The sequence below is a fragment of the Pseudomonas sp. N040 genome, from assembly GCF_015637705.1.
In the GTDB taxonomy this organism is placed as follows: Bacteria; Pseudomonadota; Gammaproteobacteria; order Pseudomonadales; family Pseudomonadaceae; genus Aquipseudomonas.
Genome location: NZ_JADOBE010000006.1, coordinates 119,848 through 145,334, shown reverse-complemented (window position 1 = coordinate 145,334; position 25,487 = coordinate 119,848). Strand labels below are relative to the sequence as shown.

General features: G+C 63.4%; 22 protein-coding genes. 2 read left to right on the top strand and 20 right to left on the bottom strand.

Annotation, left to right across the window (positions count from 1 at the left end):
* The first annotated feature begins 179 nt into the window (after nucleotides 1-179).
* Nucleotides 180-1,082, top strand: coding sequence for a DMT family transporter (locus tag ISX93_RS10840; RefSeq protein ID WP_308705326.1), 903 nt, complete (start codon nucleotides 180-182; stop codon nucleotides 1,080-1,082).
* A gap of 446 nt (nucleotides 1,083-1,528) precedes the next feature.
* On the opposite strand, the gene ISX93_RS10835 is transcribed toward ISX93_RS10840, so the two are convergent.
* The 15 genes from ISX93_RS10835 to ISX93_RS10765 all read right to left on the bottom strand — a co-directional run bounded on the left by ISX93_RS10835 (nucleotide 1,529) and on the right by ISX93_RS10765 (nucleotide 18,511).
* A complete protein-coding gene (locus tag ISX93_RS10835) occupies nucleotides 1,529-2,758 on the bottom strand; it encodes an iron-containing alcohol dehydrogenase (RefSeq protein ID WP_219841019.1) in 1,230 nt (409 codons plus the stop codon).
* A 451-nt stretch (nucleotides 2,759-3,209) separates the two neighbouring features.
* Nucleotides 3,210-3,536: a hypothetical protein gene (locus tag ISX93_RS10830; RefSeq protein ID WP_195778742.1), complete on the bottom strand. Its 327-nt coding sequence runs from the start codon at nucleotides 3,534-3,536 to the stop codon at nucleotides 3,210-3,212.
* 56 nt (nucleotides 3,537-3,592) lie between these two features.
* A complete protein-coding gene (locus ISX93_RS10825) occupies nucleotides 3,593-5,182 on the bottom strand; it encodes a heme-binding protein (RefSeq protein ID WP_195778741.1) in 1,590 nt (529 codons plus the stop codon).
* 114 nt (nucleotides 5,183-5,296) lie between these two features.
* The gene (locus ISX93_RS10820) at nucleotides 5,297-5,617 is read right to left on the bottom strand and encodes a hypothetical protein (protein ID WP_219841018.1); all 321 of its coding nucleotides are present in this window, start codon (nucleotides 5,615-5,617) and stop codon (nucleotides 5,297-5,299) included.
* 44 nt (nucleotides 5,618-5,661) lie between these two features.
* Nucleotides 5,662-6,918, bottom strand: coding sequence for a homogentisate 1,2-dioxygenase (locus ISX93_RS10815; protein ID WP_195778740.1), 1,257 nt, complete (start codon nucleotides 6,916-6,918; stop codon nucleotides 5,662-5,664).
* 271 nt (nucleotides 6,919-7,189) lie between these two features.
* Nucleotides 7,190-8,899, bottom strand: coding sequence for a thiamine pyrophosphate-binding protein (locus ISX93_RS10810; protein ID WP_195778739.1), 1,710 nt, complete (start codon nucleotides 8,897-8,899; stop codon nucleotides 7,190-7,192).
* A gap of 74 nt (nucleotides 8,900-8,973) precedes the next feature.
* On the bottom strand, nucleotides 8,974-10,197 hold the full coding sequence (gene phaZ / locus ISX93_RS10805; protein ID WP_258166971.1) for a polyhydroxyalkanoate depolymerase: 1,224 nt from the start codon (nucleotides 10,195-10,197) through the stop codon (nucleotides 8,974-8,976).
* A 32-nt stretch (nucleotides 10,198-10,229) separates the two neighbouring features.
* Nucleotides 10,230-12,005 (bottom strand): alpha/beta fold hydrolase, encoded by a 1,776-nt coding sequence (locus ISX93_RS10800; protein ID WP_195778737.1) that lies wholly within the window; start codon nucleotides 12,003-12,005, stop codon nucleotides 10,230-10,232.
* A 310-nt stretch (nucleotides 12,006-12,315) separates the two neighbouring features.
* Nucleotides 12,316-13,467, bottom strand: a complete 1,152-nt coding sequence (locus tag ISX93_RS10795; protein ID WP_195778736.1) for a 2-methylaconitate cis-trans isomerase PrpF family protein — start codon at nucleotides 13,465-13,467, stop codon at nucleotides 12,316-12,318.
* Nucleotides 13,468-13,471: 4 nt separating this feature from the next.
* Complete coding sequence (locus ISX93_RS10790) at nucleotides 13,472-14,257, bottom strand: enoyl-CoA hydratase/isomerase family protein (protein ID WP_195778735.1); 786 nt, start codon at nucleotides 14,255-14,257, stop codon at nucleotides 13,472-13,474.
* Between the two features lie 31 nt (nucleotides 14,258-14,288).
* Nucleotides 14,289-15,428 (bottom strand): CaiB/BaiF CoA transferase family protein, encoded by a 1,140-nt coding sequence (locus ISX93_RS10785; RefSeq protein WP_195778734.1) that lies wholly within the window; start codon nucleotides 15,426-15,428, stop codon nucleotides 14,289-14,291.
* Between the two features lie 13 nt (nucleotides 15,429-15,441).
* Nucleotides 15,442-16,221: an SDR family NAD(P)-dependent oxidoreductase gene (locus ISX93_RS10780; protein ID WP_195778733.1), complete on the bottom strand. Its 780-nt coding sequence runs from the start codon at nucleotides 16,219-16,221 to the stop codon at nucleotides 15,442-15,444.
* A 14-nt stretch (nucleotides 16,222-16,235) separates the two neighbouring features.
* Nucleotides 16,236-17,372 (bottom strand): thiolase family protein, encoded by a 1,137-nt coding sequence (locus ISX93_RS10775; protein ID WP_195778732.1) that lies wholly within the window; start codon nucleotides 17,370-17,372, stop codon nucleotides 16,236-16,238.
* On the bottom strand, nucleotides 17,373-17,750 hold the full coding sequence (locus tag ISX93_RS10770; protein WP_219841017.1) for a Zn-ribbon domain-containing OB-fold protein: 378 nt from the start codon (nucleotides 17,748-17,750) through the stop codon (nucleotides 17,373-17,375). It lies immediately after the preceding gene.
* 92 nt (nucleotides 17,751-17,842) lie between these two features.
* Nucleotides 17,843-18,511: an antibiotic biosynthesis monooxygenase gene (locus ISX93_RS10765; RefSeq protein ID WP_195778731.1), complete on the bottom strand. Its 669-nt coding sequence runs from the start codon at nucleotides 18,509-18,511 to the stop codon at nucleotides 17,843-17,845.
* A 410-nt stretch (nucleotides 18,512-18,921) separates the two neighbouring features.
* Here ISX93_RS10765 and ISX93_RS10760 point away from each other — a divergent pair, with 410 nt between their 5' ends.
* Nucleotides 18,922-19,794 carry a LysR substrate-binding domain-containing protein gene (locus ISX93_RS10760; RefSeq protein WP_195778730.1) on the top strand — a complete coding sequence of 291 codons (873 nt, stop codon included), beginning with the start codon at nucleotides 18,922-18,924 and terminating at the stop codon, nucleotides 19,792-19,794.
* 203 nt (nucleotides 19,795-19,997) lie between these two features.
* Here ISX93_RS10760 and ISX93_RS10755 read toward each other — a convergent pair whose 3' ends face one another.
* The 5 genes from ISX93_RS10755 to ISX93_RS10735 all read right to left on the bottom strand — a co-directional run bounded on the left by ISX93_RS10755 (nucleotide 19,998) and on the right by ISX93_RS10735 (nucleotide 25,482).
* Nucleotides 19,998-21,098 (bottom strand): polyamine ABC transporter substrate-binding protein, encoded by a 1,101-nt coding sequence (locus tag ISX93_RS10755; RefSeq protein ID WP_195778729.1) that lies wholly within the window; start codon nucleotides 21,096-21,098, stop codon nucleotides 19,998-20,000.
* A 161-nt stretch (nucleotides 21,099-21,259) separates the two neighbouring features.
* Nucleotides 21,260-22,693 (bottom strand): DUF1254 domain-containing protein, encoded by a 1,434-nt coding sequence (locus ISX93_RS10750; protein WP_195778728.1) that lies wholly within the window; start codon nucleotides 22,691-22,693, stop codon nucleotides 21,260-21,262.
* Nucleotides 22,694-22,908: 215 nt separating this feature from the next.
* Nucleotides 22,909-23,415, bottom strand: coding sequence for a DUF2878 domain-containing protein (locus ISX93_RS10745; protein ID WP_195778727.1), 507 nt, complete (start codon nucleotides 23,413-23,415; stop codon nucleotides 22,909-22,911).
* On the bottom strand, nucleotides 23,412-24,695 hold the full coding sequence (locus ISX93_RS10740) for an SAM-dependent methyltransferase (protein WP_195778726.1): 1,284 nt from the start codon (nucleotides 24,693-24,695) through the stop codon (nucleotides 23,412-23,414). The genes ISX93_RS10745 and ISX93_RS10740 overlap by 4 nt, the downstream gene beginning before the upstream one ends.
* On the bottom strand, nucleotides 24,682-25,482 hold the full coding sequence (locus ISX93_RS10735) for a DUF1365 domain-containing protein (RefSeq protein WP_195778831.1): 801 nt from the start codon (nucleotides 25,480-25,482) through the stop codon (nucleotides 24,682-24,684). Before ISX93_RS10735 ends, ISX93_RS10740 begins: the two co-directional genes overlap by 14 nt.
* Between the last annotated feature and the right edge of the window lie 5 nt (nucleotides 25,483-25,487).

Sequence of the window (25,487 nt, the reverse complement as noted above, 5' to 3'; positions counted from 1 at the left end):
CTGGAAATGCCCTTGCCCTTGGGTGCTGGGCCGTACAGGCTGGCGACTGCTTCCCGCCGGATTGCCCAACCGGTTTGGCGTAATGCCGGCGTGTGCGTTTGCCGCCCCGTCGCGGCGCGGGCGCCGCGCTTGCAAATCAAGAGCCGAATCAATAGTTCAGCCCAACCCTGGAGACTCGCGTGCGGCATACCCGTTTCTTTGCCCTGGCCTGCCTGACGCTGGCAATGGCGCTCTGGGGCAGTTCCTTCATCGCGCTGAAAATCGCCTTTGTCGAACTGCCACCCATGTGGGTGATCTTTGGCCGCATGGCCATCGGCAGCCTGGTGTTCCTGCTGGCCTGGCGCTGGCGTGGGCGCATGCACTATCAGGCCGGTGACTGGAAGTACCTGCTCGGGCTGGCAGTGTGCGAGCCCTGTCTGTATTTCGTCTTCGAGGCCCTGGCGTTGCAGAACACCAGTGCCGCACAGGCAGGCATGATCACCGCGCTGATGCCGCTGCTGGTGGCGATCGGCGCCTACCTGGCGCTGGGCGAGCGGATTACCCGCCTGACCCTGGCCGGCTTCCTGCTGGCCGTGAGCGGAGCGATCTGGATGAGCCTGGTCGGCAGCGCGGATGCCAGCGCACCCAATCCGCTGGCGGGCAACTTCTTCGAGTTTCTCGCCATGCTCTGCGCGATGGGTTACACGCTGCTGCTCAAGCATCTGTCGTCGCGCTATTCGGCGTTCATCCTGACCGCCATGCAGGCGTTTGTCGGCGCCATCTTCTTCCTGCCGCTGGCCCTGGCGCTGCAGCCGCTGCCGGTGCAGATCGGCCTGCAGGGGGCGCTGGCGGTGCTCTACCTGGGGCTGGTGGTGACCGTGGTCGCCTACGGGCTGTTCAACTTCGGCGTCAGTCGGCTGCCGGCGAGCCAGGCATCGGGTTTCGTCAATCTGATCCCGGTGTTTACCCTGATCTTTGCCGTGTGGCTGCTGGATGAGCGCCTGAATGTGCTGCAGATGGCGGGGGCTGTGCTGGTGTTTGCCGGAGTGGCACTGAGCCAGTGGCGGCGTCCGGCGGCAGTGCCGGCTGGAGTGTTGGATTGACAGCGACTTTCGTCAACCGATTGCAATGCCATTGACCGGTCATTTGCATTCGACCTGAGCTTGGCCCGCCGTAGTGATGACTGGCAGAGAACGGCCAGAAGCTGTTGAAAAAGTCCGTCATGATTTTCTCGACAGAAAAGTACGCGCTTGAGATTGAAATCCTTACTTCCGGCAGAGGCTTCTGGACTCCGATTTCACGTAGCAACGTGCAAATAAAGCATTTTCACAGATCACGATATGGGGCGTTTGGGAAAACCGACTTTTTCAACAGAATCGACCAGAAGCGGTCATTGTGTGTCTGCGAAATCAGGGGCGATTCAGTTCGACCCCGCGTTCACTGACAGAGCAATTTTGCCAACGGCACGGGGAGACAGCTACTTTTTCAACAGAATCGGCCAAAAGCAGCCACCGGGATTTGTCTGCAACTCCAGAGGCAATTCAGACATTCAAATCGAAGTGGAAGAATAAGTCCGGTCAGCCAAATGCAATATTGCGCGCAGATCTTCCGCGGTGGTGATGGGCCGGAGGTTATTCCGGGTCACCTGCGGATGCGCAAGGGCTGGCTGAATGAAGGACTCCACCTGTTCAGCGCTCAATCCGAGGTCCTGCAGACTGCGCGGCAAGCCCAATTCCGCCAGCAGACCATCCAGCACGTCGGCAAACGAACCAGAACGCCCCAACAGACGCAGCACATTGCCATGCTGGGCTGCGGCGTGATGCTCAAGCCATCGGGCCTGCGCAAGCATCAGCACGCACGCGGCGTCGCTGTGCGGAATGTTGGCATAAGGGCCGACGATATGGACCATCCAGTGGCTAAAGCCGTGCGGCACGGACAGCTGCCCCATTCCGGTGTACCAGGTTGCCAGCTGGCAATTCGAAAAGGCCTCCAGGTCCGTGCTGTCTTTCAGGCGCGGCAGGTTCTCGACATAGAGCTGAATAGCCTTTTCCGCCAGCAGACTGGCAAGGGGGTGCGGCTGAGTAGAGCACACCGTGTTGATGGCATGGTCCAGCCCGCGTATGCCGGTCGACAACAACAGCGACAGAGGCGTGCGCGCCAGCAGCTCCGGGTCATACACAATGCCGTGTGGAGCTCCATCCGTTATTAGAAACCGTGCCTTCAGGTGGGTTTCTTCGTCGATGGGCGTACTGACCGGCGTCCATTCCGAGGTAGCGAGGGTCGTCGGTATGGCTATATGCCTGACACGGGGCGAGGTGCGCGTAGCCGCAATCACTTCCGTTCCATCGGCCGACAGCTTCATTTGCAGCTGTAGAAGGCTGCTGCGGTCAAAAACCTGCTCGGTGATGCACAACTGCATGGCTTTGCACATGTCCATGACCGACCCGCCACCCACCGAGACGATCACGTCGGCATCGAGCGTGTGTGCCTCACGGGCGGCGGCCAATACGTTGGGCAAGGGCGAATGCTCGCCTACTGCATCGGTGACACCGACGCAGCGCTCGCCGAGCGCGGCCTCAAGCCGGCGGATCACATCGGTTTTGGTGTTGAGTGTTCGCGAGCAGACAATGTAGGCGCGGCGGTAGCCGAACCAGTCCATCAACTCCGGTAGGCCCTTATGCGCAGGCGTACGGTGCAGGATCCGTTCATGGCCGGAGAAGCGATAGCGTGTACCTTCTCGGGGGGCATCTGTCATCGCCACTGACTTATCGTCTTTCATACTCATCATCTCCACTAACTTACAGTCCTTCATATTGCGGCTGGCGCTTCTCGGCAAATGTCTTGCGGCCTTCAAGCCTGGGCCAGGCAGTGGTCCGGCCCCTGCCGCATTGGAGCCATCCGGGGTTTCCCGTTCAAGAACGACAGCTTATGGCCTGGCTGTAAGTGCGCTGATTGCTGACGACAGCACTCTGAAAGCCGTTGAACTACATGCTGCAGGCAGGGTGTCGGCGGCCGTTGGCCGCGCACGCCATTGTTCCTGCCGGTCAGCTGTTTCAAGTCATTATCTGCACCAGCCGGGCGTAGCTCTTCGATCGACTGGTGATCGAAGGTGCGGTTAAGCATCACGCCAGCATTGTTGAAGCGGAAATGGGCGGTGCCGGAGTCGCGCTTGACCTCCTCGGCAGGGTCAGGGTAGTGGTGGCGACAGGGCTGTCACCACCACAGGGTCGTCATTGCTTCTGGTTGCGCCAGGCGAACTTGCCAAAGTGCAGGGCGAGGAACACGCCTGTACCCAGGGCGCCGGCAATGGCGGCAATGAAGCCGCCGTTGTAGCCGATGGTGATCGGTGCCATGTCCAGCAGGACCAGGCCGGCCACTACGTTGAACAGGCCCCAGAACACGTTGACCAGAGCGGAGGAGTGGCCAATGGTCGGCGGGTTGGCGAAGGGCGACGGGAAGGTGCGGCCCTGCAGGCCGGCGGCCAGGTGCGGCACGCTGTTGAGCAGGAACATGCCGACCAGGAATTGCTGCAGGTAGACGAGAGTAGTGGGTTCCATGATGAAGCTCCGTTGTGGGGGTTAGGTGGGTTGAGTTGGGTTGAGTTGGGTTGGAATCAGGCCAGACCGGCAAAGGCCAGCGCGGCTTTTCCGACGTCCATGTCTTGGCTGTAGTGACCGCCGCTGACGCCGATGGCGCCAACGACCGTGCCGTCGGCAATCACCGGGTAGCCGCCGCCGAATACCACCAGACGCGGGGTGTGTACCAAGCCTGCAGCCAGCGGCGCATCGCCTTTGATGAACTCGTGCAGGGCATCGGTCGGCACGCCGGTGGCAGCCGAGCTGTAGGCCTTGTCCTGGGCGATGCCCAGGCTGATCAGCGAGGCATTGTCCATACGCTGGAACTGCACCAGATTGCCGGCAGCGTCGCTGATGGCGATGGACATCGGGATGCCCATTTCCTTGGCCTTGGCGACTGCGCCCGCCATCAGCCGGCTGGCCAGTTCGCTGGACAGGTTCAGCTTGTTCAGCAGCAGTGTGTTGGCGGCCGGAGCGGTTGCAGGCGTGGTATCGGTTGTAGCGGCGCTGGCGGCCGGGGCTGGCTGGCTGTCGCCGTCCTGAGCAACGGTCAGCGGGTCACGCACGTTGAGCATGATCAGGCTGCACTGATGAGCCGCGGCGCTGGCCGCCTGGTCATGGAACAGATAGAGCAGGTGCGGTTGCGGGCCGTAGGTGACGCCGCGCGGATCAAGAGTCAGCAGGCCGGTTTCCAGGCCGATGTGCTGCGCGCTGGGGTGGCCGTCATGCACGAACAGCACCTGATCGAACTCCACGCTGTCGCGGAACGCCGGCACCTTCAGTGTGTTCGGGTCCTTTGGCGGCGGTGTCGGCATCGAGGTGCAGATATGGAAGCGGTCGCTGAGGAAGGTGATATGCCCGCTGGGCACCACTTCGGCGCGGTGCGAGGAAATAGAGCGAATGTCGCGGATGTTCAGACGGATCGGGTAGAGGTCACCCTGCCATCCCTCGGCATCCAGCGGGTTGAATGGATAGACCAGGTTGGACAGGTTGCCGCCGTGCTTGATGCGTACCCTGGTCTGGCGCTCGCGCACCTGGGCGCGAAATGCGTCGTCGATCTCCGGTACGTCGAAAACCCCGGCGTCGAAGGGCAGACTCCTGCCGAGCATGGAGTCTTCCGGCAGCCGGTAGGGCGTATCGGTCGACTCGATCAGCAGCATCTCGACAGTTTCGCTGGCCTCGATGCGCCACAGGGTGCCGCGCGGCAGAATGAAGTAGTCGCCCTTGGCCAGGCTGATATGGCCGAAGTCGCAGAACAGTTCGCAGCCGCCGCTGTGGATGAACAGCAGCTCATCGCCATCGGCGTTGCGCACCAGGTGGTCCATGTTGCCACTGGTTTTCCAGAAGCGAATGCGCACGCTGGCGTTGCTCGCCAGTTCGCGGGCGTCCCAGGGTGAGGCACTGCTGGGGATGCCATGTCGGGTGTCGAAGCAATGCGGACGGGGGCCCTGCTCGTCGATGCTGCTCCAGGCTGTCGGCGGGTTGCGATGGTAGAAGTGGGTGGACGCGCCAAAGAAGGCATCACGCGCCAGTTCGCGCTCCCAGAGGCCTTCGGGTACGTTGGCGTGGGCCTGACGCGGAGCTATTCCACGCGTCAGCGGGGCCTTGAAATTCCACTTGTTGCTCATGCTGTTCTCCTGTTTACGCGCCTTGGCGGCTTGCCTGTTGCGTCATTGCGCCGAGGCGGCTGCGACGTGGACATCTGTATGCGATTGCCGTTCAGTGGGCCTGGTGCGGATGACTCAGCGTCCGCCGGCGGTCACCCGGCCAAAGTGCTTGGCGACGAAGATGCCGGTACTGGCTGCACCGAGCAGGGCGCTGATGCAGCCGGCGTTGAGGCCGACAGTCACCGGCGCCGCGCTGAGCAGCAGCAGACCGGCCACCGCGTTGATCAGGCCCCAGAGCACATTGGTCAGCGCCGAGGAGTAGCCGATGGTGGCGGGGATGGAGAAGGGCGAGGGGAACTTGCGGCCCTGCAGGCCCGCCACCAGATGGGGGACGCTGTTGCACAGGAAGGCGCCGGCAAAGAACTGCTGCAGCAGGGTGAGGTAAAGGGCATCCATGAATTGGCTCTCGTTCAGGCGGTGGATGACAAGGGGCGACGGGCTCAGTAAATGATCTTTCTGATGCGGTAGCGCGCCTGCACATACAGGTAGTGGGCAATGGCACCCGCCTTGGCCAGCTGGCGCAGGGGGTGAAACTTGCGCAGCGCATCCGGGGCATTCTTGATGCCGTCGGTGGGCAGCCACTGCACGGCGGGCAGTTCGTAGTGACGCGCATGCTTGCCCAGTTTCAGCGGGTCGCGGGTGTCGAACATCAGCACAGTGAAGTTGTTGTCCATATCCGGGGCAGGGTTGTGGAAGTACTTCTGCTGGTCCGGCAGCGGGCCGTGGGTCAGGCCGCGCGGGTCGAGGGTCATCAGGCCCGGCTCGAAACCTTCGGTCAGGGACGAAGGTTGGCCGTCGTGGAGGAACAGCACTTCATCGCACTCGACGTTCTCGTGATAAGCCGGCAGTTGCAGCGCATCCGGGTCGGTCGGCGACGGGTAGGGCTGGAATGTGCACACCAGAAAGCGGTCACTGACGAAAGTGCAATGGCCGCTCGGCACCACATGGGCGCGGCTGCAGGAGATCGGGCGGATATCCTTGACGTTCAGGCGGATCGGGTAGAGGTCTCCCTTCCAGCCCTCGGCATCCAGCGGGTTGAACGGGAAGGTGATATCGGAGGTACGGTTATCCAGTTTGACGCGGATCTGCCATTCGGCATCGCGCTTCTGCGCACGGAAGGTTTCATTCAGCTGCGGCACGTCGAGCACGCCCGGATCAAAGGGCAGGTGACGGCCTAGCATAGACCCTTCCGGCAGGCGGTAGGGCGCGTCGGTGGACTCGACCAGCAGCATGTCGACATCACCGTCAGCCTCGATGCGCCACATGGTGCCGCGCGGCAGAATGAAGTAGTCGCCCTTGACCAGGCTGATATGGCCGAAGTCGCAGAACAGCTCGCAGCTGCCGCGGTGCATGAAGATCAGTTCGTCGCCGTCAGCGTTGCGTACCAGGTGGTCCATGCTGCCGCTGGTCTTCCAGTAGCGGATGCGGATACTGTCGTTTACCAGCATCTCTGCTGCATGCCAGGGCGAGCGGGTGATGTGCACGATGTGGCGGGTGTCGAACACGTGCGGGCGCGGGCCATTCTTGTCGATGGTGCTCCAGGCATTCGGCGGATTGCGGTGATAGAAATCGGTGGACGGGCCGAAAAAGGCATCGCGCCCCATTTCCCGCTCCCACAGGCCGGAGGGGATGTCGGCGTGCGCCTGGCGCGGCGCATTGCCTTGAACCATCGGAGCCGAGAAATTCCACTTGCCCATTGGTGTCTCCTGGGTTGTATCGCGGGGTAGTCCTGGGAATACCCGCTTGATGGTGTGCTGCCTGGTGCTTCTTCTGCTCACGGCCAAATAAGGACTTTGGCCAGCCAGCCGATGCAACTCCAGCCGTTTTTTCTGTCACCGAGTATCCAGAGAGGGGCTCGGAGTGTCATTCGATATATTCTGGGAAACGTTTACCTGGGCTAAACGATTTCCAGGCGATTGCCTGAGTCCGGGCTGAGCTGCCTGCGGACAGGCAGCATGGCAGCTGCGTTCAGGCGTTAGGGCCCGTGTAGACTTCCATGAAGCGGCTGGCGATCGACGACGGAATGTCGGCGTTGGCGTCGCGGTCGGTGCGTACGCAGACCAGTGCCGGGCCAGGGGCAGACTTGGCGCGCAGCAGCGCGGGGCCCAGATCGCTCATCGACTCGACATACTCGCCATGGCAGCCAAGGCCTTCGGCAACCCGATCCCAGCGCACTTCGCCCATGGCGGTCTTGAACGTGCGCCCCCAGCGGGCGAGTTGGTTCAGGCGCGACATGCTCCACTCACCTTCGGCCATCACCACCACTGTGACCTTGATGCCTTCGCGGGCCGCGATCTGCAGCTCCATGACGTTGAAGCCGGCAGCGCCATCGCCGGTGACGCAGACCACGTCGCGCGAGGGGGCCGCGAGCTTGGCACCGATGGCGGCCGGAATGCCGACGCCGAGCATGCCCAGCTCGAGGATGCTGTGGTACGAGGAAGGCTGGGTCGCTGGCAGGGCCACGGAGGCCCACAGGGTGGTCATGCCGCCATCAAGGAAATACACCGTCTCCTGGCCGAATACCGCACCCACGGTGGCGCAGGCGTGGGCGGGGTGGATGCCGGGGCCCTGCCAGCTTTGGATGCCGGCGCTGATGCCAAGGGCCCACTGGTCGAACTGCTGGCGCATGACGGCAATGTCGGTGCGCCCGTGGCTGGTGATCCGGCGCTGTTCCAGTTGGCGCGCCAGGCCCTCCAGGGCGCTGCGCGCATCGGCGACGATGCCCAGGGTGACCGGGCGCGACACGCCGATGTTCAGCGCGTCCACATCGATCTGGATGATGCGGCAGCCGCGCGGGTCGCCCCAGTACTTGTCGAACGGCACTTCGATGTTGCCGACCCGCGAACCGACGATCAGCATCACGTCGGCCTTCTGGCGCAGCGTGTCGGCCGCGGGGCTTTGCGACTGGAAGCACAGGGGATGTTCGCGCGGGAAGACGCTGCGTCCGGCCATCGACGGCAGTACCGGCGCGCCCAGGCGTTCGGCCAGTGCCAGCAGGGCCTGGTTGGCGCCGGCACGGTCGACCCCGCAGCCGGCGAAGATCACCGGCGCGCGCGCCGTGGCGAGCATCTCGGCAGCGCTTTCCAGCTGCGCCTCGGAGGCTTGCGGCAGGCTGGCCCGACCCTGGCTGCTGGGATAGATCGGTGCAGTGGCGGGATCACCCAGGGCATACAAGACCGGGGCGGGGATCTCGAACTGGATGGGGCCGGGGCGGCCGTTCCACATTTCCCGCATGCCCATGCGCACGATCTCGGGAATGCGTGTCCATTCGAACATGGGCCCGCCCCACTTGACCGCGGGCTTGAACAGCTCGAGCTGGTTTTCTCCCTGGTAGGTGGCCGGCGTGGTGGGATAGACCAGGCCCAGGCGGTGCTGCGGGGTGATGGCGATGACCGGCACGCCTTCGTGGCGCGCGGTGACGATGCCCGGCAGCAGGTTGACCGAGCCCGGGCCGGGGTTGCCCAGCACGGCGGCGACCTGGCCGGTGGTTTTGTACATGCCTTCGGCCATGTGTACCGCGGCCGCCTCGTGACGCACCGTGATGAATTCGATCGAGTTGCCTTCCAGCGCGGCAAGGAACGGATCGGCCTCGGGGGACTGCAGGCCGAAGACGAAACGGACGCCTTCATTGGCCAGCGCGCGCGCCAGCAGTTCGGCGCCGGTGATCTGATTCGACATAGTGTTGTTTTCCTGTTTTGTGGCTGCACGGGGCAGCCATGTTGATTGTGGTTAGACGGGCAGCAGTCCGCTGTCTATCTGGGGTAACGCTGCATGAAGTCCATCATCCGGGGGGCGATGCGGTTGCGGTAGATCGTGCCGTTGAAAATGCCGTAGTGGCCGACCCCGGGCTCAACCCGGTGCTCGCGCAGCTTGTCCGGCAGGTTGGTGCACAGGCCCTGTGCCGCCTCGGTCACACCAATGGCAACCATGTCGTCGTTTTCGCCTTCCAGGGTCAGTAATGGTATGTCGCGAATGGCGGCCGGATTCACCAGGCGACCCCGGTAGCGCATGGTGCCCTTGGCCAGATGCTGGTCGAAGAACACGCGTTCCAGCGTCTGCAGGTAGAACTCGGCGGTCGAGTCCATCATGGCGTTGTACTCGTCGTAGAACTCGCGATGTTTCTCTGCGGCGCTGAGGTTGTCCGCCGCCACGTCCTGGAAGAACTGGACATGCTTGCGCACATGGTTGCGCAGGTTGAGGGAGACGAAGCCCATCAGCTGCATGTAGCCGGGATAGACCTTGCGCCCGACGCCGGGGTAGCCCTTGGGCACGGTATGAATGTGCATCTTCATGATCGAATGCGGCAGGCTTGCAGTGCGCTTGATGAAGTTGTTGGGGTTGACGCGCACGTCGATCGGCCCAGCCAACAGGCTGAGTGTGGCCGGACGGCAGGTGTCCTTGTCCTCCGCCATCAACGCCGTGGCACACAGCGCCGGCACCGCGGCCTGGCACAGGCCGATCAGATGCACCTTCGGCCCGAGATGTTGCAGGAACTCGATCAGGTAGCTGACATAGTCTTCGAAGTCGAAGTGCCCCTCTTGCAGCGGAACGAGGCGAGCATCGACCCAGTCGGTAATGTACACATCGAAGCCGGGCAGGAACGCCTGCAAGGTCTCCCTGGACAAGGTGGCGTGATGACCGGACATGGCCGCCACGAAGAGCACTTTCGGTGCATCCTTGCTCAGTACCGTCGAGAAGCGGCGCAACTCGCAGAAGGGTTTGTGCAGCACAACTTCTTCATCCACGGCCAGGGGCCCGGGATGCCCTGGTACGGTAATCGGTGCGTAGTTGAAGGACTGCTTCGGGTAGGGCTTGATCAGGCGGATCGTCGATTCGATAGCAGCCGCCCGCAGCCTGTTCAGGCGTGAGTTAGCCAGAGGGTGCAGCCGATGTTTCACCAGTGCCTGGCGAAACTCCAAAACGCGTTGCACGGGGTGCAAAGTTTTTTCCATGGCGGAACGCAGTCGATAGCGCATGGTTTATGTCCAGTTCCTAGTTGAATGGCAGTTTATTTTTCCAGCACGTAGGTGCCGGGGGCCGGGCACAGCGACGGATACTTGGCCGAGCCGGTTTTGGCCGGGGCATCGACTTCTATGCCTGAGCGTTGCTGTATCCACTCGCGCCAGTGCGGCCACCAGCTTCCGCTCACCTGCGTCCCGGCGGATTTGAGCCAGGCATTGGCATCCCTGGCCTTGGCCGGCGCCATGAAGTAGAACGATTTCGGATTGCCGGGCGGATTAACGAAACATTGCAAGTGGCCGGCGTTGGCCAGTACGAAGGTGGTATCCGGGCCCAGCAGGCGTGCACTGCCATAGCAACCATGCCAGGGCGTGATGTGGTCAGTCGTGCCGCCGATGACATAGGCACCGACCTTCACCTTGCGCATGTCGATGGGCACGCCGTCGATTTCCATGGCGCCGGGATTGGCATAGGGGTTGCGTTCCACCAGATCGAGGTAGTCGGCATGCAGTTTCGCCGGCAGGTGCGTGGTGTCGTTATTCCAGGCCAGGATGTCGAAGGCCGGCGGTTTGTTGCCGAGCAGATAGTTGTTGACCCAATAGTTCCAGATCAGGTCGTTCGGGCGCATCCAGGCGAACATCCTTGCCAGTTCAGCGCCGGTAATCCGACCTTTCTTGCGCGACGCCGCCTTGGCCTTGGCCATGCTCTTGGGTGTGGTGAACAGCCCGATGGTGGTTTCGTCGACGGTGATCTTGGTATTAAGGACACAGACCGCCCAGGTCGTGTTGGTGACTTTTTTCTGCTCGCCACGCCCCGCCAGCCAGGCCAGATAGGCGGCCAGGGTCAGCCCGCCGGAGCAGCTGCCCCACATGTTCACATCCGGGCTGCCGGTAATCTCACGCGCCACATCCACGGCCTGATCGAGACAGCGCACATAGTCGGCCAGCCCCCAGTCGCGGTGCTCGCTCTTGGGGTTGCGCCAGCTGATGCAGAAGAACTGAATGCCGCTGTCGGTAGCCCACTTGATCAGGCTCTTCTCCGGTGCGAGGTCGATCATGTAGTACTTGTTGATCTGTGGCGGTGACATGACCAGCGGGCGCTGGTGCACCTTGGCGGTGGTCGGGCGGAAGTGCAGCAACTCGAACATTTCATTGCGGAAGACCACGTCGCCCGGCGTGGTGGCGACATTGACGCCGACCTTGAACGGTTCGCTATCGACCTGTGAAGGCAGGCCGTTGTTGTGCCGAATGTCCGCAATCAGGTTGCGTATGCCCTGTTTGTAGTTGGCACCGCCGGTATCCAGCGCCTTGCGGAGGGCGGTGGGGTTGGCCAGCGGCCAGTTGCTGGGCGCCAGGGCATCGACGACGATACTGGAGAGAAAATGCGCGCGGCCCTTTTTCACCGGGCTGATATCAGCGGCTTCGATGAAGCGGTCGAGCTCGCGTTGCGTGGCCAGATAGGTTTGCAGCAGGCCCTTGAGCACGAAGTTGCCTTGCCAGGCCGGGTCGGCAAAGCGGCGGTCCTTGGGATTGGGCGCGAGCGAGGATTCGCCCTTGAGCACCGAGCGCACCTCGCGCCCGAGATTACCCAGATGACGCTTGGCCTCGCCCGGAGTGCGTATCACCGCATCGACCATCGCCCCGGCGGCGGCGCCCACGTCGCGTGCCGAAAGGCCGATCAGGGGGCTGGCAGCCAGCGTATTGTTGCTCGCGGCCTGGATCAGTTCGGCCGCATTATCGGAGATTGCGGAGGGCTCTGCGCGCTTGCTTGCGCGCCGCTTCGCCGGGCTGCGCGTTGTGCTAGGCGGGTTTTTCTTGGTAGTCATGGCGGTCTCCTTACATGACCAGGAACAGGGATTGCGGGCTTGCTTTCGTCTTCGATCTTGATCGTGGCTGTGGTGGCCGGCATGTTGGCCTTATCGATCATGGCGATCGCGGTCGCCCGCTGCGTGCCGGTATCGCGGCTACCGAAAGTGGTTGAGCCGCTGGCGACTCAGAGCTTGTGAAAAATCGTAGCGAGCGGGTTGCAGCAGGGTGCGGACGGAACGCAGCAAGCGGAACGTACTTGAGTACATGCGGATTGCGAGCACCGCCCAAGCCTTGACCCAAAACGCGCAGTAGATTTTTCACGAGCGCTCAGCCCTCCATCACGGCACGCCGGATATAGGTCGTGCCATCCATCAGGCGGCGCACCGTGCGTGAGAAGTGAACTTCGCGCACCACCCAGGCAGCCTGCGCGTCGCGCTCGACGTGGGCGAAGATCGGCAGCACCCCGCTGGGGTGGCCGATCCGGACCCGGCGCGGAGTGGTAGCCAGCGAACTGCACTCGTGCGCAATCGTGCCCTCGATCTGCGCCGCTACCGAGGTGCAGGTGGATGCACCACCGGCAAAGGCCTTGTGCATCCAGCCATCGACATTGATCTGCCGGGCGACGAAGTCGATGTCCGCGGCTTTTACCGCTTCACCCGGCAGCGACCTGTAGTCGCGCGGCGGGGCGATCATGATCTGGAAGGGCGTGATGTTCTTGCCACTTTGCGGCAGGCCGCACAAAGCGGCGGCGGCCAGGCGAATCTCTTCGGCGGCAACGTACTTCGCGGGCGGGATTTCGCCGGGCAGCTCGCTGCCGGTCAGGCCGAGGTCGGCGGCGCGGAAGTAGACGCAGATGGTGCCGATATCGACGATCGACACCTCGATGCTGCGCCCGAGCGAGGGCACCAGCACGCTGTCGCGCACATTGCCGGTGGGCAGCAGCTTGCCGGTGGCGCCGCCGCTGGTGTTGGAGTAATCGAGCGCCACCTCGGCGCCGGTGCCGGGCACGCCGTCAATGGCGAAGTCACCTTCAACCAGCGGCGCGCCGTCCTTTACCTGCACCTTGATGATCAGGATGCTGTTGGTGTTGGTGTTGTGCACGCGCACCGTGGTGACTGGCTCGACCGCCGGCACCAGACCCTCTTCGATGGCATAGACACCGGTGGCCGAAGAGATATTGCCGCAGACGATCTCGTAGCTGACGTAGGCCTCTTCGATACCGATCTGCGCGAAGGTGTAGTCGATGTCGGCATCGGCCCGGGTGGCCGGTCCGATCATGGCAAACTTGCTGGTCAGCGGATCGGCGCCGCCCAGCCCGTCGATCTGGCGCCGGTCCGGGCTGCCAAACAGGGCCAGCAGCAAGCGATCACGCGCAGCGGGCTCGCTCGGTACGTCGTCCATGCGCATGAACACCGCCTTGCTGGTGCCACCGCGCATGATCGTGCAGCGCACGGGGATTTGTTCCTTGCTCAGTTTCATCGATCTAGCAGCCGCGGAAATTGGGTTTGCGCTTTTCCGCGAAGGCCTTGCGCCCTTCGATACGGTCTTCGCTGTCGCGCAGAACGCCAAAGGCGTGTTGCTCCAACTCCAGGCCGGCGGCCAGCGGCAACTCGCCGCCTATGCTGGCCAGGCGTTTGACGGCGGCCACGGCCAATGGCGCATTGCCGGCGATCTTTTCAGCCAGGGCCTGGGCGGTCGGCAGCAGTTGCTCGGGCTCGACCACGCGGCTGACCAGGCCGATACGCAGGGCTTCGGCGGCGTCGATGCGTTCGCCGGTGAGCAGCATCAGCATCGCATCCGAGCGGCCCACGGTGCGGATCAGGCGCTGCGTGCCGCCGGCACCGGGGATGCTGCCAATGCACACTTCCGGCAGGGAGAAGATCGCCCTGGTCGAGGCAATGCGGACATCGCAGAGCAGCGCCAGTTCCAGACCGCCACCCAGCGCGTAGCCATTGATCGCACAGATCACCGGCTTGTCGGTATAGAGCTTTGAGAGCACGGCAGCGAAGGTTTCGGCCCCCGCCGGCGCGTAGTGCAGCTGAGCGAAGCTCTCCTTCGGCGGCATGGTCTTCTTCAGGTCGGCGCCGGTACAGAACGCCTTTTCACCGGCGGCGGTGAGCACCGCTACGCGGATCTCGGGGTTGCGGGTGATTTCCGCCCAGATCTCCTTGAGTTGGGTGATCGACTCCGGGTCGAGGGAATTCAGGGCCTCGGGGCGGTCGAGAGTAACGGTGGCGACATAGTCCTGAATCTGCAGGGTAACGGGCATGCTGGAATCCTCGTGGCGCTGGAAGGGTTGGTCAGTCGGCGGCTGACAGCGCGCCGAGCACTTCGTGGGTGTTTTCGCCCAGGCGCGGCGCTGGACGGCGAGCGCTTCCGGGGTGCTGAAATGGGCTGCGCGGCAGGCTCAGTTCGCCGGCGCTCGGGTGCATGCAGGTCTCTACCAGGTTGGCGGCCTGGAAGGCGGGAGACCCGACCACTTCACGGTAGTCGTTGATCACGCCGCAGATGATGTCGGCCTGCTGCAGCAGCGGCAGCCATTCGTGCTTGGAGCGCTTGGTCAGTTCCTGCTCCAGCAGTGCGATCAGCTCGGCGCGGTGTTTCAGGCGCACGCCAGCCTCGGCGAAACGCGAATCATCGGCCAGTTCCGGCACGCCCAGCACCCGGCAGAAGGCCTGCCAGCGGGCCGGATGATAGGCGGCCACCATGATCCAGCCGTCGGCGCAGCGCAGGGCTTCGTTGGGGGTGGAGTAGGGCGCCGCGCTGCCGGTGCGCGCAGGGATTTCGCGGTCGTGCAGATAGGTGGAGATACCCAGTTGCTGCAGGGCGATCGCGCTACCGAACATGCTCACGTCCAGCTGCTGGCCGACGCCTTCGCGCTGGCGCAAGGCCAGCGCACCCAGTACCGAAATGCTGGCCAGGTAGCCGGTGACCATGTCGACCACCGGCACCTGCACCTTGCAGGGTTCGGAGTCGGGCATGCCGGTCACGCTCATCAGCCCGGATACGGCCTGGATTACGCCATCGACACCGGGCAGGTCCTTGTCCGGGCTGTGCTGGCCATAGGCCGAGATGGAGCAGTAGATGAGCCTGGGGTTGCGCTCGCGCAGGGCCTCATAGCCCAGCCCCAGACGCTGCATGACGCCGGGGCGGAAGCATTCGACCAGGATGTCGGCGGTGTCGATCAGCGCGATGGCCCGGGCCACCTGGGCCGGGTCCTTGAGGTCGAGCACCACGCTCTGCTTGTCGCGGTTGATGGCCATGAACGGCAGGCTCTCGCCGCCCACGAAGGGCGGCAGGGCGCGGCACAGGTCGCCGCCGGGCGCTTCGATCTTGATCACCTCGGCGCCCATGTCGGCCAGCGTCTGGGTGCAGGTCGGGCCGGCAACCACCTGGGTGAAGTCGATCACGCGAATTCCCTTCAGGGCGCTTGAGAGCATGGCTGCGACTCCGTCAGACCGAGGGGCTGCCCAGACTGCGACCACCGCAGACATAGAGCAGTTGACCGGTGATGTAGCTGGAGGCTGGCTCGGCGAAGAAGCGTACCGCCTGGGCGATGTCCTCCGGCTGACCGATGCGTTGCATCGGCACGCTCTTTTTCAGGCTGTCCACGACATCGTCTTTCAGGGTGGCGAACAGCGGGGTTTCGGTGATACCCGGAGCGACGGCATTGGCGGTGATGCCGTTGCGGGCGAATTCCAGCGCCAGCGAACGGGTGAAGCTGACCACGCCGCCCTTGGAGGCCGAGTAGCTGGCCTGACCACGATTGCCCAGCCAGGCGCGCGAGCCGATGTTGATGATGCGGCCGAAATTGCGCTCGACCATGCCGGGGATCACCGCCTTGCTGCAGATGAACTGCGAGGTCAGGTTGATCTCGATCACGCGCTTCCAGAAGTCCAGGTCCATCTTGGTGACCAGCTTGTCGCCGCCGATGCCGGCGTTGTTGACCAGCACGTCGATGCGGCCCCACTTCCCATGCAGCTGGGCAACGGCGGCCTCAACCTGATCCTGGGAGGCGACGTTGACCTGGAAGGCCTGTACTTCCACGCCCAGCGCCGCGATTTCATCGGTAGCCGCGTGCAGGGCCTCCAGATCCATGTCCCACAGGGCCAGACGGCAGCCGTGACGGGCCAGTTCCTTGGCGATGCCCAGGCCGATGCCCTTGGCGCCACCGGTGACGATGGCGGTCATCTCGCGCAGCGAGCCGGGGATTTCGTTGACGTTAGTACTCATGATGAACTCCTGGCTCACAGGGACAGAATGTGGATGGAACAGGCGGCGTGATCGACGCCCCAGATGCCGCCGCCGGTGACTTGCGTCAGGCCGAAGCGGGCATTCTCGACCTGGCGCTTGCCGGCGCGGCCCTGCAGGTGCTCGCAGACCTCGACGATCTGCGCCACACCGGTGGCTCCCGGCGGATGGCCCTTGGCGATCAGGCCGCCGCTGGGGTTGACCGGAATACGGCCACCCAGGGTGGTGGCGCCACTGGCCAGCAGTTGCGGCGCTTCGCCACGGCCGCACAGGCCGAGGGCTTCGTAATAGAGCAGCTCGCTGATGGTGAAAGCGTCGTGGCACTCGATCAGGCTCAGGTCCTGCGGGCCGATGCCGGCCTGCTCGTAGGCCATGCGTGCGCTGCGGGCGGTGATTTCGGCTTCGATCATGTCTTCATGGCCGGTCTCGAACAAACCCGACTGCACCACAGAGGCACGAATGCGCACCGGTGCAGCTGCACCCTTGATCGGCTTGGTGCTCAAGACGACGGCAGCGGCGCCATCAACCACAGCCGGGCAGCACTGCAGTAGCGTCAGCGGCTCGGCGATGGGGCGCGAGGCCAGTACTTCTTCACGCGTCGTCGCTTTACAGAAAGTGGCGATCGGGTTGAGCAGGCCATGGCGGCGGTTTTTCACCGCGATGTCGGCCAGTGTGTCGAGCGACATGTTGTGCTCATGTACATAGCGCGTGGCGCGCATGGCGTAGAGCGCCGGCATGATCATGCCGCGCTTGTTGTTCCAGTCGTTGCGTCCCAGCGGTAGCGGACCGCCACCCAGGCTGCTCAGCTGATCCATGCCGAAGACCACGACGGTTTCATACTGGCCGGCCTTGAGCGCGGTCAGCGCAGCATTCATCGCCGTAGCGCCGCTGGAGCAGGCGTTGTCGATGTTGTACACGGCGCAGCCGGTGGTGTGCAGTTCGCGCAGCGTGCGCTGGCCGGGTAGCGAGGCACCGATGGCGTTGCCGCAGTAGAAGGCCTGTACATCCTGAGCGGTGATGCCGGCATCGTTCAGCGCCTCGACAATCGCGTACTGCGCCAGCGCCTCTTCAGGCAGATCGGGAAAGCGGCCAAAGTCGGTGATGCCGACACCAATGATTTTTGCTTCGCTCATTTACTGGACTCCTGGCGCGGCGGCAAAGGCGTAGTCGGCGCTGCCGTCAGCCATGTCATAAGGTACGACGCGCACGGCGCTGCCGATTTTCGGGGCCTTGCCACCGTCGAGAACCAGGCGGCCGAAGGCGCGTACATTGGGCTCGAAATCGACCATGGCCAGCGCGTAAGGCTCGCTGTTCTTGCCCGGATGCACGATGGTGTAGGTGTAGAGCGTGCCCTGCGGGCCGATGGCAACTTCCTCGACTGGCTCGTCGTCATGGACGAACTCCAGCGGCGGAAATTGCAATTGCGGATGGCGGGCCGTCCGTGTCGCGATCAGCAACATGCCTGCGTCCGTCTGCCGGAAATGCGCGTTGGCGCGCCGTTTGAGTTTCACGATAGGGCTTCCTTCTGGCTATTGGGTTTTTCAAGTATCAGGAGCGACGCGCCAGGCGTCATTCGATATAAATTGCGAACTGTTTAGGTAAGCTAAACATCTGCCCCTTTATTTGAGCCGCTCTCACGGTGACCACTGGCGGCAAATAGCCAGCCGTGCAGCAAGCGTGTGTAGGGCGGCATGATTACCCAGGCGGCCAGGGCGACAAGCACAGCAGCGAGGATGCCCTGCTTGACGCCATAGACGCCCAGCGCCGGCACGGCCTTGAACAGCGGCTCGAACGCCCAGGGTACGACCATGGTCAGCGGCCAGATCACCGAGGTGGTGATCAACCACTGCTTCCACACGGGTGGCTTTACAGGTGGCAAACCTGCGGCAGGCGGTTCAGGCGGAAACCAGTAGTCGATGCCGGCACCGACGCTAACCTGTGGGGCAACATCCAGGTGCGGCTGTACGTCCTCGATCAGGCGAGCGCGTTCGCTGGACTGGTGCCAGCGTGTGGCATCCTCGTGGGTGGCGAAGTCCAGGACGATGGTGTAGTCGATGCCGTCTGCGCTTGGACGCACCACCTTGATGCCCCGGTAACCGGGAAAGGCGGCCGCTACCCGCATGTTCTCCATAAGCCAGGCCTCGTACGCAGCTTGCGCGCCAGCGCGCAAGCGGTGACGGACGACAAAGCTGACGCTGTCCGAAACGGCCCCGACTCCCTGCTGGCTGTCGGCATGGGAGAATCTCGCGGTGTCCGGTAGACGGTTTTTCATGCCAACCCCCTGTGCTGTTGTCTTGAAGCATCAGATTGCCGCTGCGGTTGCACCGGCGTTTACGGTGTGCGGCATGTGCCAGAATGTTCGGCGGGCAAGGTGCTTATCACTGAGCACCCCGGTTCGGGGTTGCCAGTTCGGGGCCGTCGATCATTTCTGCAATGCGCTGTAACTGGCTATCAGGTGCAGGGAGTATCGCGAGCAGCGCGCCGGGCGTCATTCGATAGATTTTGCGAATTCTTTAGAAGTGCTAAAGTATTCAGGCGTGCGTAAACGTCCAGTCCTCCGCCCATTTCCATGTACACCCCGAGGGCTCCATGGATTAACGTGAGTGCCACTATCCACAGACTCACTCACTGGTGTGATTTGTTATGGTTTGGCGACCATTCACCTAAACTAAAGAGTGCCCCATGCACAGACTGCGTAATCTCCTGGCCCCGTTGCGGGTGTTCGATGCGGTTTACCGTACTGGCGGCGTCAGTCGCGCGGCGGAGGTCCTGTATGTCACGCCGGGGGCGGTGAGCCAGCAGATCAAGCAGCTCGAATCAATGATGGGGGTGGCGCTGATCCGCAAGTCGGGGCGGGAAATCGAGCTGACCGATGCCGGTGTGCTGCTGGCGACGCGCCTGTCCGATCTGTTCGATCGCATCGAGGCGGTGCTCGATGAGGTGGTCGAGGTCGCTAATCCGCGCCGACTGAGGCTGAAGGTGCTGCCAACCTTCGCCATCAAGTGGCTGGTGCCGCGCCTGACCGGCTTCTATGCGACGCACAGCGATATCGATATCGAGATCGCCACAGTCTCCCGGGTCCAGGACCTGCAATTGGACAATGCCGATTTCATCGTGCGCCACGGCATTGGTCAGTGGGAGGATCTGCACGTGGATCACCTGTTTGACGAAGTCTTCGTGCCGGTCTGCTCGCCTGCCTTGGCGCAGACCCTCCATGCTCCGGAGGATCTGCTCAAGACCCAGCTGCTGCATTCGATGATGCGTCCGGAGGGCTGGCCCACCTGGCTCGGCGGGGTGGGGCTGGGTGAGGCTCAGTCGACACGCAATGTCACCCTGGCCAATGCGGCCCTGTGCCTGCAGGCGGCGGCCGATGGCCTTGGCGTGGCCATTACCCAAACGGCCTATGTGCGCGACGATCTGGCCAGCGGCCGCCTGGTGCGTCCGCTGCCGCAAGAGGTGCGCACGGAGTTTGGTTACTACCTCCTGTGTGATCCGGCGAAGGCGGACACTCAGCCGTTGAAGCTGTTTCGCGAGTGGCTGCTTTCGGTGGCATAGAGGCTGTGAATCGCCACTAACTTCGTAGCCGCTTCAGAGCGGCTGACTTTATTGCACGCTATCACCAGCGACTGCTTCGGGTCGTTTTCTGCCCTCAAGCATCTCGTTATTCACGAGCCACGCCATTTTGCCGTTCCTGACTGATTGAGGCCCAAGCAAAAAGGCCAGCGCTGAGCGCTGGCCTTTTTGTTGTTGCGCGGGGCTTACTTGCCGGTCTTCACCTGGCTCCAGGCGCGGGTCATGGCGCGCAGGACTTTCTGTGGCAGCACGTCGGCCACCCACAGGCGCTTCATGGTTTCGGCGTCCGGGTAGATGCCGGGGTTGCCGGTGATTTCCGGGTCAACCAGTGGCGTGGCGTCCTTGTTCGGGTTGGCGTAGGCCACGTAGTCGCTGATCGGGGCGACGACTTTCGGGTCGAGAATGTAGTTGATGAAGGTCAGCGCGTTGCCGGGGTTTTTCGCATCGGCCGGGATCGCCAGCATGTCGAACCAGAGTGCCGAGCCTTCCTTGGGAATGCTGTACTTGATGACCTGGCCGTTCTTGGCTTCCTCGGCGCGCGCCGCGGCCTGGAATACGTCGCCGGAATAACCGATGGCGACGCAGATGTCGCCGTTGGCCAGGTCGCCGATGTACTTGGAGGAGTGGAAGTAGGTGATGTACGGACGCACTTCCTTGAGCTTGGCGGCGGCCTTCTGGTAGTCATCCGGGTTGGTGCTCTCCGGCGGCAGGCCCATGTAGTTCAGCACCATCGGGAAGATCTCGTCACCCGAGTCGAGCAGGGCGATGCCGCACTTGGCCAGCTTGGAGGCGTATTTCGGATCGAGGATCAGCGCCATGGAGTCGACCGGGGCGTCCTCGCCGAGGATTTCCTTGACCTTCTTCTCGTTGTAGCCGATGCCGTTGGTGCCCCACAGGTAGGGAACCGCGTACTCGTTGCCCGGATCGGCCTTCTGCAGTTGCGCCATCAGGGTCGGGTCGAGGTGCGCCAGGTTCGGCAGCTTGGATTTGTCCAGCTTCTGGAAGGCGCCAGCCTTGATCTGCTTGGACAGGAAGTGTGCGGTCGGCACCACGATGTCATAGCCGGAGTTGCCGGACAGCAGCTTGGCTTCAAGGGTCTCGTTGCTGTCGAAGACGTCATACACCACTTCGATTCCGGTTTGTTTCTGGAAGTTGGGTACGGTGTCTTCGGCGATATAGTCGGACCAGTTGTAGATGCGCACCGTCTCGGCGGCTTGCGCACTGGCGGCGCAGAACAGGCCGGAGAGGCTCAGACAGAGCAGGGTCTTGCTGAAGTAACTGGGCATGGCGATTTTCCTTGTTCTACCGGTTAGTAATTGTCAGGCAACTGATTAGCTAGTCCGTTCGGAATGCCGTTCGATACTGTTGCAATTACTTTACGAATGCAAGCCGGTGCAGCGACCCCGGTCACAATTGCCAGCCCCGGGTTTGCCCCGGGGCGGCGGGCTTACTGCTCGAGCTGCAGCGCCGGCGGCTGCCAGCTGCCGTGGCCTGCGGGAAAAATCGAGGGCGCTGTGGTTTTCGGCCAGTACAGGCGCATCACCAGGTAGATCGGGCCGTCCGGTCCCGGCAGCCAGTTGCTTTCGCGCGCGGGGCCGGGCGAGTCCTGCTGGATGTACAGGGTGATCGAGCCGTCGGCATTCTTCTTCAGCTGCGGCAGCATCGGCGAGTTGATCAGGTAGCGGTTGATCGGGTTCTTCACCAGGTACTGCGATTCGCTGTCGTACAGGGTGACCGACCAGAAGGCATTCACCGGCGGCAACTCGCCGACCTTGAAGGTCAGGCTGTAGCGGTGCTTGCCGGTGTCCAGCGGCGTGCCATCGGCCAGGCTGCGGGTCAGCGGATACATGGCTTCGAGCGAATCCAGCGCGTAGATCCCGGCCTTGGTCACCTGCGCGCGCAACAGCCAGTTGTCCTGGTAGTCGGCAATCGAGCCGCCGGCCAGTTGGCCGATATGCCAGCCATTGACCTGGTTGCCCGTTGCCTTGAGCGAGGCTTCCAGGCGGTCGCTGCCGCGCTTCATGCCCCACAGCACCGCCAGCCTGTGCAGCCAGGGCAGCTCGGTGAAGGCGAAGCGTTTGTCCGGGCCGACCCCGATGCGCGCCAGCTGGCTGCGGATGTCCTTTTCCCAGGGGCTGGGCGGGATGAACTGCAGGGCGAAGTCCAGGTACTCGAAGAATTTCTGCTTTGCCAGGTCGCGGTCGATGGCCGGGAAATCCACCTTGGGCGCGGCGGCTGCTGCGGGTTGCTGCAGGTAGGCGGACAGCGGCCTGACCCGGTAGCCGTCCTGCACCCGGATGACGTTGTCGATGTCGGCGGGGTTGAACAGCTGGGTGCGGAACAGGGCGAAAGAGAACTGGCTGCCGCAGCGGTACACCTCGCGGATGCCTGCGGGTGTTTCACCCTGCCAGTCGGGGCCGACGACCAGGAAGTCGCCGGGCCCGTTGCCGGTGGCGCGGCTGCCGAAGATGCCGTAGTTGTTGGTGCTGGCGTCGATCAGCTGGACCGAGTAGTAGCGGCCGTCGGGCACCTGCGGCACTGTCAGCACGATCGGCTCGGCGCGCAGGTCCAGCCAGGCGGTGGAGTAGAGCGTGTCGCTGTTGGGGGTGACGATGGTGCGGCTTTCCCAGGTCAGCAGCTGGCGTGTATTCAGCAGCTGGTTGTAAGGCGCGCGGAAGGTGGCCGACTGCGGATCGGTGGCGCCGTAGGTGATGGCGTAGTTGGTGACGATCGGCACGCCGTAGATCAGGCCCTGCTCGGCAATCTCGCGGGTTTCCAGCAGGCCGGGCAGGTCATCGCGCGGGCTGCAGCCGGCCAGCAGGATGCCGCCCAGCAGCAGGGCGGCGAAACGGGACACTACAGTGCAAGGGCGGAGTGACATGGCGCGGTCCTTTAATGGCGATGGGCTTCTATGCCACCAGCGCATATCAACGTCCAGCGCTATTGAGCAGATGGATTGGTTGCAATCACGCCGCGACCAGTGCTCCGCCCCAATTGAGTGGGACGCCCGGGTTAAACACCGCGATTGTCGTAGGAGCCAGCTTGCTGGCGATTGGGTGGGTGAAAAGCATCGCCAGCAAGCTGGCTCCTACACTATTACCGGGACGGATCTTGCCGGTACAACCGCGCAAAGCCATGCAGCAGCGGCAGCACGCCGGCCCAGATCAGTGCCAGCAGGATCAGCGTGGCGGTCTCGCCATGGGGGAAGCTGACTCCCGCCAGTTTGCCGCCCCCCAGGTAGGACAGGCTGCCGCCGAGGGCGCCGAGCAGGCTGGCGCGCCACCAGGGCGTGGCGCTCCAACGCAGGCTGTGATTCAGCGTGGTGCCGAGTAGTGCCCAGAGCAGCGCCATCCAGGCCGGCAGCAAGGGGCTGTCGCTGCCGAAATCCAGCACCCCCAGGTTGAGCAGGAAGGTGTCGAGCACACAACCGAACAGCATCACGCTGGCCACCAGGCGGCCCTCGGCGCGCCAACTGCAGGTCCAGAGAAAATGCACCAGCAGCACCAGCAATGGCACTGCCAGCAGCCAGCTCTGGCTTGCGGCAAAAACGCAGGCGAACCAGCCGGCCTGGAACAGTACAGCGTTAACCAGCAGTTTGTTCATGCTCTGGTTGAGTCCTTGAAATGGCCGAGCAAGGGTGCCGGCCGTGCCTGGGGTTTGGCCAGCAGCAGTTGCGCCGTACCGATGCTGCGCTCGCGAAAGCCGCCCTCGCAGTAGCACAGGTAGAACTCCCACAGGCGCATGAAGGTGTTGTCATAGCCCAGTTGCTGCAGGTTGCTGTGCGCCCGCTTGAAGTTGTCATGCCAGAGTTTCAGCGTGCGCGCGTAGTGCAGGCCGAAATCCTCCATGTGGTGCAGGTTCATGTCGGTGTCGGCGCTGATCACCGCCAGCATCTCGTTCACCGAAGGCAGCGCGCCGCCGGGGAAGATATAGCGCTGGATGAAATCCACCGAATGCTTGGCCTGCTCGTAGCGCTGGTCGCGGATGGTGATGGCCTGCAGCAGCATCAGGCCGTCGGGCTTGAGCAGCTGTGCGCACTGCTTGAAGTAGGTCGGCAGAAACCGGTGGCCGACCGCCTCGATCATCTCGATCGACACCAGCTTGTCGTACTGGCCGTCGAGGTCGCGGTAGTCGCGCAGCAGCAGGGTGACGCGCTCCTGCAGGCCCTGTGCCTCGATGCGCTGCTGGGTGTAGGCAAACTGCTCCTGGGACAGGGTGGTGGTGGTCACCCGGCAGCCGTAATGGGAGGCCGCATAGAGTGCCATGCTGCCCCAGCCGGTACCGATTTCCAGCAGGTGGTCGCCGGGCTTGAGGTCGAGTTTCTGGCAGATCCGTTCAAGCTTGTTCAGTTGGGCCTGTTCCAGTGTGTCGTCGTCACTGCGGAACATCGCCGCCGAGTACATCATGGTCGGGTCGAGAAACTGTTCGAACAGGTCGTTGCCCAGATCGTAGTGGGCGGCAATGTTCTTTTGCGAGCCCTGGCGGGTATTGCGGTTGAGCCAGTGCAAGGCCTTGAGCAGCGGCCGCCCGAGCAGCGCCAGGCCACCTTCCATGCCGTCCAGCACGTCGAGGTTGCTGACGAACACGCGGATCACCGCAGTCAGGTCGGCGCTGCGCCAGTAACCGTGGATATAGGCTTCGCCGGCGCCTACCGAGCCGCTGCCGGCGACCATGCTCCACAGCGCCGGGTCGAGCACTTCGATCTCGCCCTGCAGGTCACTCGCCGGGTCGCCGAACTGCAGCAGTTCGCCGTTTTCCAGGATGCGCAGATGGCCGTGACGCAGCTGTGCCAGCTGGCGCAACACCGTGCGGCGCAACAGGCCGGCAGCCAGTCCGCTCTGGCTGAGCAGGGAATATTTGGCAACGAGGCTAGCGCTTTTCATGGGCGGGCTCCTGGGGTTTGACGGCGGCGACGCGGTATTCGCCGCTGGCCGCCTGGTGGTTGAACAACGGGATGCGTTTGAGCAGCAGGCGCAGGGCCTGCCAGTAAATCGACAGGCCGGTCTTGGCGGTCATCCACGGGAAGGCCAGCAGATGCCGGTGCAGGTTGCTGCGCGTCAGCGGCTGGCGGGTCAGGCTGAGGCTGGCGTCGAACAGGCGCAGCTCGCCCTGCCAGTCCTCGATATGGATGCCCAGGCGCTGCTGCGGCGGGCTGAAACGCATGCGGTGTTCCAGGTCACGCGGCAGGAACGGCGACACATGCAGGCCCTTGGCCACGGCAAACTGCCGGGGCGCCGTGCCGTTGACCGGCATCACGTAGTGGTAGCGTTCGCCCCAGGGCGTGTTGCTGACTTCGCAGAGAATTGCCTGCAGCTGTTCCTCGCGATCGAAACAGTAGAAGAAACTCGCCGGATTGAACGCCAGGCCCCAGCTGCGCGGCTGGGTGAGCAGGCGTACCGGGCCGTCGATGTTGCGTCCGAGCGCCTCGGCCAGGCGCCGCTGCACCGCCTCGCGCAGCGGCATGCCGGCGCGGGTGAACTGCGGCAGGTAGTCGGTTTCGCGAAAGCCGAAGGCGGCGAAGCGCCCGCGTCCGGCCAGCGGCGACAGGGCGAACAATGCCTCCTGCTCATCCAGGTCCAGGTAGAGCATGCCGATGCGGTAAGTGAAGGCGTGCAGCCGCGGGGCAAAGCGCCGGTGGCCGATGCTGCCGTGGTACAGCGCGCTGTGCAGGGGCT